Here is an 11454-nt window from a genome sequence, read left to right as displayed (position 1 = left end):
CCGCGGTTACTGGCGGCGCTTGAGCTGGTCGTGCAGCTGCGTCGGCAGCCCGCGGATGATCAGCATGTCGCGCTCCTCGTCGTACTCCACCTTGCTGCCCAGCAGGTGCGCCTCGAAGCTGATCGACAGCCCTTCGGCGCGGCCGGTGAAGCGGCGGAACTGGTTGAGGGTGCGCTTGTCCGCCGGGATTTCCGGCGCCAGGCCGTAGTCCTTGTTGCGGATGTAGTCGTAGAAGGCGCGCGGGGCCTGGTCGTCCATCAGCTCGGAAAGCGCGTCCAGGGCCATCGGCTCGCCGATCCGCGCCTGGCTGGTGGCGTAGTCGACCAGGGTGTCGGTCTTCTCGCGGGCCTGTTCTTCGGGCAGGTCCTCGCTTTCCACGTAGTCGCTGAAGGCCTTGAGCAGGGTGCGCGTCTCGCTGGGGGCGTCGACGCCTTCCTGGCAGCCGATGAAGTCGCGGAAGTAGTCCGAGACCTTCTTCCCGCCCTTGCCCTTGATGAACGAGATGTACTGCTTGGAGGTCTTGTTGTTGCGCCATTCCGAGCAGTTGATCCGCGCCGCCATGTGCAGCTGGCCGAGGTCCAGGTGGCGCGAGGGCGCCACTTCCAGCGCCTCGGTCACCGCCACGCCTTCGCTGTGGTGCAGCAGGGCGATGCTCAGGTAGTCGGTCATGCCCTGCTGGTAGTGGCAGAACAGCACGTGGCCGCCGGTGGAGAGGTTGGACTCCTCCATCAGGCTCTTCAGGTGCTCCACGGCCTGGCGGCTGAAGGCGACGAAGTCCTTGCCGCCGTCCAGGTACTCGGTCAGCCAGCCGCTGAACGGGTAGGCGCCGGACTCCTCCTGGAACAGGCCCCAGGCCTTGTTCGGCTTGGCGTTGTAGCTTTCGTTGAGGTCGGCCATGAGGTTCTCGATGGCCTGGGAGTCGCCCAGTTCGGCGTCGCGCGCGTGCAGCGTGGCGGGGTTGCCGTCGGGCTTCTTGTCGATCAGGTGGACGATGGCGTGACGAATCGGCATCTCGGGCTCGGCTCTGGACGATGGTGGCAAAGCCGCCAGTTTAACCGACCCCGGCGCGCCACGCTCACCCCGCCTTGTCGAGCGGCGCGCCAGCGTCGCGTTCGCGGCGGTTGCGGCGCAGCTGGCGCAGGCGGCGGATCACGTAGTTCAGGTGCAGGTGCAGCTCGTACAGCTCGTTGTAGTACGACAGCGGCACCTCGACCCGCGACAGCTCCGCCTCCAGCTGCTCCAGGCGGGCGATCTCGCGGCTCAACTCCTCGACCCCGGTGCGCTCGTCCAGGTGCCGGTCGATCTCGCGCAGGTAGCGGTACCAGCGGTAGATGCGCGCGCGGATGCGCCAGCGGTACAGCGGGCCGATGGACTTGAACAGCGGGATGAGGATGGCGATGAACGGGATCAGCAGGATGATGTAGCGGTCGGCCAGGGAGGCGATGCGGAACGGCAGGAAGCGCTGCAGCAGCGGCAGGCCGCTCTTGTAGTAGCGCTCGGCGTCCTCGTTCAGGCGCAGGGTGCGCGGCTCGGCGGCGGGGAAGGCGCCGGGCGCGTCGAGCAGGGTGCCGGGGCGCATGACCTGGCGCGCGGCTTCCAGGATCAGCGGGGTCAGCGCCGGGTGGAAGCTGTCGTTGATCACCAGGGTGGCCACCGGCGAGAGGGTGGTGAGGTTGCGGTGGGGCACGTTGTGCTCCAGGTTCAGCAGGCCCTCGCCCAGCTCCAGGCGCTTGAGGAAGTGCAGGCGCGCCTCGTAGGCGTCGGCGCGGCGGAAGCCGGCCAGCAGCAGCTGCTCGCTGGCGGCCAGGCGCTGCACCAGCGGGTTCTCCGCCGGGCCGACGAAGAAGGCCGCGTCCAGGCTACCGGCCAGCAGGGCGTCGGCGGCGCTGTCGCCACCGCTGGCCTGCCAGCCCGCCGGGTACTGCTCGGCGGCGATGCCGTTGGCCTGCAGCAGGGCCTCGGTGATCGCCTCGGTGCCGCTGCCGCGGATGCCCAGGGCCACGCGCAGGGGCAGCAGGTCGGCGATGCGGTCGATGTGCACGTCGCGGCGCTGGAACAGCCACAGCGGCTCCTGGAACATCGCGCCGAGGGTTTGCAGGCGCTCGCGCTGGGCGGCGTCGATCTGGCGCTCCTGGCCGCTCTGCACCAGGGCGATGTCCACGCCGCTGCGTTCGTCCAGCAGCAGGTCCATGTTCTGTCGCGAGCCGGCGCTGGGCACCAGCTTCAGCTCGAAGCCCTGCTTGGCCAGCTCGGCCTTGAGCTTGTTGCCGAAAGCCGCGTAGCCGCCGTCGGCGGCGCCGGTGGCGAGGGTCGCGGCCATCGGCGGCGGTGGCGCGACGAAATAGAAGACCGCCGCCACCAGCGCCGCCAGTACCGGGACTATCCACAGGTTGGCGCGCACCAGGATGGCGAGGTCGCGGAGCATGTTGAGCAGGCGCTGCATGGTCGAATTCCCGGCCGACGTCCTTTCAGGATAGCCAGCGTGGGCGGAGGCACCCGCTTAGCGGGTATCATCGCCGGCTGAATCAGGCAGCGGGACGACAGGCGCATGCGCATTCTCCACACCTCCGACTGGCACCTCGGCCAGCACTTCATGGGCAAGAGCCGCGAGGCCGAGCACCGGGCCTTCTGCCGCTGGCTGGTGGAGCGCGTGCGCGAGCACGCGGTGGACGCGGTGATCATCGCCGGCGACGTGTTCGACACCGGTGCGCCGCCCAGCTACGCCCGCGAGCAGTACAACCGCTTCATCGTCGAGCTGCGCGAGAGCGGCGCGAACCTGGTGGTGCTGGGCGGCAACCACGACTCGGTGGCCATGCTGGAGGAGTCGCGCGAGCTGCTGGCGGTGCTCGGCACGCGGGTGGTGGCGTCGGTCGGCGCGGACCTCGACCAGCAACTGCTGGTGTTGCCGCAACGCGACGGCACGCCTGGCGCGGTGTTCTGCGCCATCCCCTTCCTGCGCCCGCGCGACCTGCTGGCCAGCCAGGCCGGGCAGAGCGCCCAGGACAAGCAGCTGGCCCTGCAGCAGGCGATCCAGGCGCATTACCGCACCCTGTTCGAACTGGCCGAGGCCAAGCGCGCCGAGCTGGGCGGCACGCTGCCGATCGTCGCCAGCGGCCACCTGACCACGGTCGGCGCCAGCGCCAGCGAATCGGTGCGGGAAATCTACGTCGGCAGCCTCGAAGCCTTCCCCACCAGCGCCTTCCCGGCGGCGGACTACATCGCCCTGGGGCACATCCACCGGCCGCAGAAGGTCGGCGGCCTGGAACACATCCGCTACTGCGGCTCGCCCATCGCGCTGAGCTTCGACGAGGCGCGGCAGACCAAGGAAGTGCTGCTGGTCGACCTCGACGGCAGCGGCCTGCGCAGCGTGACCGCGCTGCCGGTGCCGTGCTTCCAGCCCCTGCAATCCCTTTCCGGCAACCTCGACAGCCTGCCCGCCGCGCTGGCCGAGGCGGCCGCGCAGGGCACGGCGGAACGCCCGGTGTGGGTGGAAGTGCTGGTGCGCAGCGACGACTACCTGAACGACCTGCAGGCGCGCCTGGAGAAACTCTGCGAAGAACTGCCGGTGGAAGTGCTGCGCACCCGCCGCGAGCGCGGCAACCAGCAGGCTGGGCTGTTCAGCGAGGCGCGCGAGACCCTCGACGAACTCTCCGCCGAGGATGTCTTCGAACAGCGCCTGGACGCCGAGCAGCTGGAGCCGCCGCTGCGCCAGCAACTCTCTGGGCTGTACCGCCAGGTGGTCGCCGAACTGCAGGAGGAGCAAGCCTGATGCGTATCCTCAGCCTGCGCCTGAAGAACCTGAACTCGCTCAAGGGCGAGTGGAAGATCGACTTTTCCGCCGAGCCCTTCGCCGGCAACGGCCTGTTCGCCATCACCGGGCCGACCGGCGCCGGCAAGACCACCCTGCTCGACGCCATCTGCCTGGCCCTGTACCACCGCACGCCGCGCATGAACACGCTGTCGCAGAGCGGCAACGAGCTGATGACCCGGCACACCGCCGACTGCCTCGCCGAGGTCGAGTTCGAGGTCAAGGGCCGGCGCTTCCGCGCCTTCTGGAGCCAGCGCCGCGCCCGCGACAAGATCGACGGCGCGCTGCAGGCGCCCAAGGTGGAGCTGGCGCGCATCGACGTCGCCGGCGGCGAGGGCGAAATCCTCACCGACAAGATCAACGACAAGCTGCGCCAGACCGAGCAGCTCACCGGCCTCGACTTCGGCCGCTTCACCAAGTCCATGCTGCTGGCCCAGGGTGGTTTCGCCGCCTTCCTCGAAGCCAGCGCCAACGACCGCGCCGAGCTGCTGGAAGAACTCACCGGCACGGAAATCTACGGGCTGATTTCCCAGCGCGTGTTCGAGCGCACCCGCGATGCGCGCGGCGCCCTCGACCAGCTGCGCGCACGCGCCCAGGGCATGGAACTGCTCAGCGAGGAACAGCGTGGCGAACTGCGGGCCGAGGCCGAGCGCCTGCACGCCGAGGAAGCGCCGCTGAACCAGCGCCAGGCCGAATTGCAGGGCCAGCGTCGCTGGCGCGAAGACCTGACGCGCGCCGAGCAGCAGCACCAGCAGGCCGCCGCGCGCGAGCAGCAGGCTCGCGATGGCCTGCTCCAGGCCGCGCCCGACCTCCAGCGCCTGGCCGCCAGCGAGCCGGCGGCGCGCCTGCAACCGCTGCACCAGGCCTGGACCCAGGAGCAGCAGCGCACGCTGCAGGCGCAGAGCGCGCTGGGCGAAATCCAGCGCCAGCGGCGCGACAACGGCGAGCGGCTTATCCACAACCTCTGGCTCGTCAGCCGCCTCGCCGCGCAGCTGGTCGGGCAGCGCCAGGCGACGCTCGCGCAGCTGGTCGAGCAGCGCGGCCAGGTCCAGCGGCAACTCGCCGAGCAGCCGCAGCGCGCGCGCATCGGTGAGCTGCTGGGCGGCTGGAAGGTGCAATTCGAATCGCGCGAGCAATTGCGCAGCGACAACGCGGGCGCGCAGTCGCGTTTGCGCGAGTCCCGGCTCAGCATCGAATCCCTCGATGCGCAGCTGATCGGCCAGCGCCAGGCCCTGGCGACCGCCGAACGCGAACTGGATGCCGCGCGGCAGGTCGAGGCCCAGCGCCAGGGCGCCTTGCAGGCGCTGCTTGGCGACGCTGGCGAGGCCGGCCTGCGCGAACATTGGCAGCGCCTGCAGCAGCAGGCGAGGGCGCTCGATCGCCTGGAGCAACTGGCCGCAGCCCGTGAACAAGGCAGCGCGCAGATCGCCCGCGTGCAGCCGCAGCTGGATGGCTTGCAGCAGCAACAGGCGCAGAAGAACGCCGAGATCGCTGCGCTGCGCGAGCGTTACAAGACGCTGAAACAGCAAGTCGCCGATAAGGAAAAGCTGCTCGAACAGGAGCAGCGCATCCAGGCCCTGGAGGTTTACCGCGCGCAATTGCAGGCGGGCGAGGCCTGCCCGCTGTGCGGCTCCCAAGAACACCCGGCGATCGCCAGCTACCAGGCCTTGGACGTCTCCCAGACCCGCCGCGAGCTGGACGCCTGCAAGGCCGAGCTGGCCGCGCTGGAAGACCAGGGCAAGGCGCTGGCCGGCGCACTCGCGCGCCTGGAAACCCAGGCCGAGCAGAGCCGCCAGCAGCTCGAACAACTGCACCAGCAGCAGCTGCAGCTCGACGCCGACTGGCAGCGCCAGCTCGCCGACCAGGCGTGGCGGATCGACGATGCGAGCGCGTTGGCGGCGACACGCCAGGCGCAGGAAGGCGCGTTGGCGCAGGTCCAGGAACGCCTGGACGCCGTCGACGCCGGCAAGGCCGAGCTGCAGCGCGCCAGCAGTGGCCGCGAAGCCGCCGAACGCGCACACGTCACGGCGCTGCAGCAACAGGCGCTGTTGCAGCGCGACCTTGAGAACGCCAATCAGCGGCTTGCCGAACAACAGCAGCGCCTGACCCAGGTCCAGGCGCAGGAACAACAGCAGGCCGGCGTCCTGCTCGCTGCGCTGGATGGCTTCGCCGACGCCTTGCCGGACGACGGCGCCAGCTGGCTCGCCGCCCGCGAACGGGAATGGCGCGAGTGGCAGCTGTTGCAGCAGCGCGACCAGCAATTGCAGGCGAGCGAAAGCGACGCGCGCAGCGCGCTGGCCGATGCCCAAGCCCAGGCCGAGCAGTGGCGCGCGCGCTGGCAGGCCAGCGGCGAGCAGCCGCTGCCGGAGCCCGCGCCCGCCGAACAACCGCAGCCGGCGCTGGACGCGGCGGCCGCCGCGCTGGCCGACGCCCAGCGCCAGGCCGACGCCCTGAGCGGCCGCGAGCAGAGCTTGCAGACCCAACTGGAACAGGCCCGCGAGCAACTGGCCGCCAGCGAAGGTGCCTGGCAGCGCGTGCTGGGCGAGAGCCCCTTCGCCGATCTGCAGGCCTTCCTCGCCGCGCGCCTGGACGATGCCGAACGCCAGCGCCTGGGCGAGCTGAAAGCGCGCCTGGACACCGCCCTGACCGAAGCCGTCGCCCTGCGCGTGGCGGCCGAGGACAGCGAGCGGCAGCTACGCGCAGTGCCGCGCACCGAGCTGGCCCTGGGCGAACTCGACGAGCAGTTGCAGACCCTCGCCAGCCAGCTGCGCGAACTGGGCCAACGCCAGGGCGAGCTGCGCGCCCAGTTGCAGGGCGACGACGCGCGCCGCGCCAGCCAGCAAGCGCTGTTCGCCGAGATCGCCGAGCAGGAGGCCAACCACGACCTGTGGCAGCGCCTGAACAGCCTGATCGGTTCCTCCGACGGCGCGCGCTACCGGCGCTTCGCCCAAGGCCTGACCCTCGATCACCTGGTGCACCTCGCCAACCGCCAGCTGCAACGCCTGCACGGCCGCTACCAACTGGCGCGGCGCAGCGACGGCGAGCTGGAACTGGAAGTGGTGGACACCTGGCAGGGCGACGTGGCGCGCGATTGCCGCACGCTGTCCGGCGGCGAGAGCTTCCTGGTCAGCCTGGCCCTGGCCCTGGCGCTGTCCGACCTGGTCAGCCACAAGACCAGCATCGATTCGCTGTTCCTCGACGAAGGCTTCGGCACCCTCGACGGCGAGACCCTGGAGGTGGCGCTGGACGCCCTCGACAGCCTCAATGCCAGCGGCAAGAGCATCGGCGTGATCAGCCACGTCGAGGCATTGAAGGAGCGCATTCCGGTGCAGTTGAAAGTGCACAAGGGCGTGGGTATGGGCTACAGCCGGCTGGACGCGCGCTTCGCCGTGCAGCCCTGAGTGTTGTCCGGAGTCATTGCGTCGCACTTTGGTGTGATGCGACGACTTGCAATCGATGCGAGGCGAGGTAGGCTCAAGTGCGCACTCTTCGCCATGAGAGGACCGCGCAGGGAGTGCGTGAGGCTCGTCCCGGGCCGCCAGTTTCGGCACGCACAGGGGCGGCATCCACAGACCCCTTGAGGTGATCGAGATGAACAGAACCGCTGCCACCGTGAAGAAACCCGCTGCGCCGAAGACCGCCGCCAGTACCCCGGCTCCGGCCAAGCCGGCCGCCGCGAAACCCGCCGCCAAGCCGGCGGCGAAGAAGCCCGCCGCGAAGAAACCGGCGGCCAAGCCGGCTGCCGCGAAACCCGCCGCCGCCGCCAAGCCCGCCGCCAAGTCGGCGCCGCGCCGCGCGCCGGCCCTGGCCACGCCTTCGGACCTGTCGAAGAACGCCACTCGCGACCTCAGCGCTGCGCTCAACCGCCTGCTCGCCGACGTCTTCGCGCTGTACCTGAAAACCAAGAACTTCCACTGGCACGTGAGCGGTCCGCACTTCCGCGACTACCACCTGCTGCTGGACGACCACGCCAGCGAAATCTTCGCGATGACCGACGCCATCGCCGAGCGCACCCGCAAGATCGGCGGCAACACCATCCGCTCCATCGGCCACATCGCCCGCTCCAAGCGCATCCTCGACAACGACGCCGAGTTCGTGCAACCGCTGGACATGCTGGCCGAGCTGCAGGAGGACAACAAATCGCTGACCTCCTACATGCGCGAAGTCCACGACCTGTGCGACGAGCACCACGACATCGCCACCGCCAGCCTGATCGAGAACTGGATCGACGAGACCGAGCAGCGCACCTGGTTCCTCTTCGAGACCAGCCGCCGCGGCGACGTGACCGGCCACTGACTGTTCCACGCACCACGAAAAAGGCCCCTTTGCAGGGGCTTTTTTCATGCTGGCTTTTCGTAGGAGCGAGCTTGCTCGCGAACGCCTCGCACTGAAATCCATTGCATCAAGCGGGTTCGCGAGCAAGCTCGCTCCTACATGCCCAACCTACCCGCAGGATGTGTCGACGCAGCGATACCCATCGCCCCCTTGGCTCACTTGCCCTCGCTGCCTTGCCAGCGCGCCATCAGCGCGTTGGACAGCAGCGCCTCGTCCAGCAGCTTCTTCGCCGTCTCCACGCCCGCCACCGGCAGCCCGGTGGGGTCGAGCAGGCCGACCTGCACCAGCACGCTGGCCTGGTCCCAGTAGATGTGCTCGTGGCACAGCTTGTCGCCGCGGAAGCGGATCACCCCGAGCATCGGGATCTCCACGTACTTGCCGGTCGGCGCCACGCCGGGGAGCATCCAGTCGATCTCGGTGGAGTGGGTGAAGCACATGACGAATTCGTCCACCACCTGCAACGCGCCGACGGTGCGCGAGATCGGCACCAGCTTCATGTCCGGCGGGTTGCCGTGGACGAAGTGGTTGCGATAGAAGCGCGCCAGTTCGTCCTGGCCGACGCCGCCGGTCATGGTCGGGATGTGGTTGACGTAGGGCTCGGCGACCATGGTCGCCATGGTGGCCGGCACGTCGCGGGCGGCGAACTCGTGGAAGATGTGGTCTTCCCAGAGTTGCGAGAGATCGAAGTCCGGGCCGATCTCGCGCTTCAGCGCGCCGATGCTGCGCTCGTGGGCCATCAGCGCGGCGGGCTTGTCGAAGTGCATGCCGCCGGGGCGGGCGAAGGCGTGGTCGACGTCCGGGTAGCTGTAGATTTCGCTCTTCGGCAGCTTGTCGAGGACTTCGCCGATGGCCTGGCGGGCGTTGGCGTCGCAGTACACGTCCTGCTCGGCGAAGTGCAGCACCAGGCGGCCACGGATGTTCGGCGCCTCGTCCAGCAACTGCTCGATGCCCATGCCGTAGTAGCCCACCGAGCAGGCGGCGTCGGTGCGCGCGGCGGTGAGGTAGGCGAGCTTGCCGCCGAGGCAGAAGCCGACGTAGCCGATGCCGTCGCCCTGCACTTCCGGCAGGGCGCGCAGGGCGTCGATGGCGGCGGCGATGTCGTCGACGCCCTTGTCCACGTCGAAGCGCTGGAACAGGCCGATGGCCTGGGCGAACTCGGCCTCGCTGTAGCCCAGTTCGAGGTCCGCCTGCAGCCGCCAGAACAGGTCCGGCACCAGCGCCACGTAGCCTTCCTCGGCGTAGCTGTCGGCGATGCCGCGCATGTTCGCGTTGACCCCGAAGATCTCCTGGCCGATCACCACGCCGGGGCCGTGCCCGCTGGCCGGTACCGCCAGGTAGCCGCTGAAGCTGCCGCTGCCGTCGCGCGCGTCGATGCGGATGCGCTTGCCCATGTTCCACTCCTCCCAGGTTTCGTTGTCGTTGGTTTCTGGCTGGGCCATAGGGTGGGAGTTCGCGCCCGGCTTGCCAAGTGGCCGATGGTGCCATGGCGGTTGACAGCGTGGCCGCGCCGGCCGAAAACGGAGGATCGTTTTCCAGGAGGATTCGCCATGCTGCTCCGCGCCCAGGCTTCGACGCTGCTGCTGATCGACATCCAGGAGCGCCTGTTCCCGGCCATCCACGACGCCGAGGCGGTGCTGCAGCACAGCGCCTGGCTGCTGGCCGTGGCGCAGCGCCTGGGGGTGCCGGCGCTGGCCACCGAGCAGTACAGCAAGGGCCTCGGCCCGACCCTGGCGCGGCTGCGCGAGGCGCTGCCGGCGGAGGCCATCCTGGAGAAGATCGCCTTCTCGGCGGTGGCCGATCCGGGCCTGCTGCAGATGCCCGGCGGCGAGCGCCGGCAGTTCGTGGTGTGCGGCACCGAGGCCCACGTCTGCGTGCTGCAGACGGTGCTCGGGCTGCTGGCCGAGGGCCGCGAAGTCTACGTGGTGGCCGAGGCGGTCGGTTCGCGGCGCACCGAGGACAAGGCCCTGGCCCTGGAACGCATGCGCCAGGCCGGTGCGGTGATCGTCAACCGCGAGATGGTCGCCTTCGAATGGCTGGAGCGCGCCGGCAGCGAGACCTTCCGCGCCGTCAGCCGCGAGTTCATCCGCTAGTCAGCGATACCAGGCGGCGCGCGCCTCGGCAGCGTGGAAGGTCCAGGCGACGAAGCGGCTCTGCTTCTGCCCCTGGGCCATGTCCACCGTACGCACCTGTACGGCGCCGGCCTGCTTGAGGGCGCGGCGGAGTTCGTCGAGGTTGCCGGCCTTGGACACCAGCGAGCTGAACCACAGCACCTGGCTGGCGACCTCCTTGCTCTCGCGGGCCATGCGCTTGAGGAAGGCGATCTCGCCGCCTTCGCACCACAGCTCGTTGCTCTGCCCGCCGAAGTTCAGCGCTGGCAGCTTGCGCGAGGGGTCGAGCTTGCCGAGGTTCTTCCACTTGCGCCGGCTGCCGGCGCTGGCTTCCTCGGGGGAGGCGTGGAACGGCGGGTTGCACAGGCTGGCGTGGAAGCGCTCGTCGCTGTGCAGCAGGCCGTGGAAGATGTGCCGGGCCTCGGGCTGCTGGCGCAACTCGATGGCTTCGCCCAGGCCGGGGTTGCCCTGCACGATGGCGCGCGCCGAGGCCAGCGCGGCCGGCTCGATGTCGGCGCCGAGGAAGCGCCAGCCGTAGTCGCGGTGGCCGATCAGCGGGTAGATGCAGTTGGCGCCCACGCCGATATCCAGCACCCGCACCGCGGGGCCACGCGGCACGCTGCCGGCGTTGTCCTCGGCGAGCAGGTCGGCCAGGTAGTGCACATAGTCGGCGCGGCCGGGGATCGGCGGGCAGAGGAAGTCGGCGGGAATCTCCCAGTGACCGATGCCGTACTGCGCCTTGAGCAGCGCGCGGTTGAACACCCGCACCGCCTGCGGGTTGGCGAAATCGATGCTCGGCTTGCCGTAGGGGTTGGTGATCACGAACGCGCCCAGTTCGGGGCTGGCGGCGATCAGCTCGGCGAAGTCGTAGCGGCCCTGGTGGCGGTTGCGCGGGTGCAACAGGTCGGGCTTCTTCGCGGCGGGGTCGCGCAGCGGCTGGGGTTTGGCGGCGGGGCGTTTCGGCGGCTTGGGCATGGCGGGCGGCGAGGGCAGGGGAGCGGAGGGCGATTTTCCCACAGAAGCCCCCCGCCTGGCGCGTCCCGCTCGTTCCCGCATGGCGGTGGGCTGGGCGTAGGGCGAATAACCGTTCGCGGTTATCCGCCGTTACACCCATGCCATCGTCGACCGCGTATTCCAACCGGGCGTTTTTCCGGCTCGGCGCCGAGCGGTTCCGGGCCACGGTCAGGCGGCGGATAACGCCTG

General features: G+C 69.7%; 8 protein-coding genes. 4 read left to right on the top strand and 4 right to left on the bottom strand.

Annotation, left to right across the window (positions count from 1 at the left end):
- Window positions 1-6: 6 nt before the first annotated feature.
- The gene (yejK, locus tag P3W75_RS07300; protein WP_276226699.1) at window positions 7-1011 is read right to left on the bottom strand and encodes a nucleoid-associated protein YejK; all 1005 of its coding nucleotides are present in this window, start codon (window positions 1009-1011) and stop codon (window positions 7-9) included.
- Window positions 1012-1075: 64 nt separating this feature from the next.
- Window positions 1076-2443 (bottom strand): TAXI family TRAP transporter solute-binding subunit, encoded by a 1368-nt coding sequence (locus P3W75_RS07295; protein ID WP_276226698.1) that lies wholly within the window; start codon window positions 2441-2443, stop codon window positions 1076-1078.
- Between the two features lie 105 nt (window positions 2444-2548).
- Here P3W75_RS07295 and sbcD point away from each other — a divergent pair, with 105 nt between their 5' ends.
- From sbcD to P3W75_RS07280, 3 genes are all read left to right on the top strand, one after another.
- On the top strand, window positions 2549-3769 hold the full coding sequence (gene sbcD / locus P3W75_RS07290) for an exonuclease subunit SbcD (protein ID WP_276226697.1): 1221 nt from the start codon (window positions 2549-2551) through the stop codon (window positions 3767-3769).
- Window positions 3769-7209, top strand: coding sequence for an SbcC/MukB-like Walker B domain-containing protein (locus tag P3W75_RS07285; protein ID WP_276226696.1), 3441 nt, complete (start codon window positions 3769-3771; stop codon window positions 7207-7209). Before sbcD ends, P3W75_RS07285 begins: the two co-directional genes overlap by 1 nt.
- A gap of 190 nt (window positions 7210-7399) precedes the next feature.
- Entirely contained in the window at window positions 7400-8104 is a 705-nt protein-coding gene (locus tag P3W75_RS07280; RefSeq protein WP_430765348.1) for a Dps family protein, read from the top strand.
- Window positions 8105-8298: 194 nt separating this feature from the next.
- Here P3W75_RS07280 and P3W75_RS07275 read toward each other — a convergent pair whose 3' ends face one another.
- The gene (locus tag P3W75_RS07275) at window positions 8299-9534 is read right to left on the bottom strand and encodes a dienelactone hydrolase family protein (RefSeq protein WP_276226700.1); all 1236 of its coding nucleotides are present in this window, start codon (window positions 9532-9534) and stop codon (window positions 8299-8301) included.
- A 156-nt stretch (window positions 9535-9690) separates the two neighbouring features.
- On the opposite strand from P3W75_RS07275, the gene P3W75_RS07270 reads away from it, so the two are divergent.
- On the top strand, window positions 9691-10233 hold the full coding sequence (locus P3W75_RS07270) for a hydrolase (RefSeq protein ID WP_276226695.1): 543 nt from the start codon (window positions 9691-9693) through the stop codon (window positions 10231-10233).
- Here the strand turns inward: P3W75_RS07270 and rlmF are convergent, their stop codons facing one another.
- On the bottom strand, window positions 10234-11226 hold the full coding sequence (rlmF, locus tag P3W75_RS07265) for a 23S rRNA (adenine(1618)-N(6))-methyltransferase RlmF (RefSeq protein WP_276226694.1): 993 nt from the start codon (window positions 11224-11226) through the stop codon (window positions 10234-10236).
- Window positions 11227-11454 lie beyond the last annotated feature (228 nt).

Origin of the sequence: Pseudomonas citronellolis, assembly GCF_029335315.1 — a bacterium.
GTDB lineage: Bacteria > Pseudomonadota > Gammaproteobacteria > Pseudomonadales > Pseudomonadaceae > Pseudomonas > Pseudomonas citronellolis_A.
This window is presented reverse-complemented; position numbering and strand designations above follow the sequence as displayed.

Bases quoted from the DNA above. Each gene is read 5' to 3' on its own strand.
- yejK (WP_276226699.1), bottom strand. From the start codon at position 1,011: ATGCCGATTCGTCACGCCATCGTCCACCTGATCGACAAGAAGCCCGAC.
- P3W75_RS07295 (WP_276226698.1), bottom strand. From the start codon at position 2,443: ATGCAGCGCCTGCTCAACATGCTCCGCGACCTCGCCATCCTGGTGCGC.
- sbcD (WP_276226697.1), top strand. From the start codon at position 2,549: ATGCGCATTCTCCACACCTCCGACTGGCACCTCGGCCAGCACTTCATG.
- P3W75_RS07285 (WP_276226696.1), top strand. From the start codon at position 3,769: ATGCGTATCCTCAGCCTGCGCCTGAAGAACCTGAACTCGCTCAAGGGC.
- P3W75_RS07280 (WP_430765348.1), top strand. From the start codon at position 7,400: ATGAACAGAACCGCTGCCACCGTGAAGAAACCCGCTGCGCCGAAGACC.
- P3W75_RS07275 (WP_276226700.1), bottom strand. From the start codon at position 9,534: ATGGGCAAGCGCATCCGCATCGACGCGCGCGACGGCAGCGGCAGCTTC.
- P3W75_RS07270 (WP_276226695.1), top strand. From the start codon at position 9,691: ATGCTGCTCCGCGCCCAGGCTTCGACGCTGCTGCTGATCGACATCCAG.
- rlmF (WP_276226694.1), bottom strand. From the start codon at position 11,226: ATGCCCAAGCCGCCGAAACGCCCCGCCGCCAAACCCCAGCCGCTGCGC.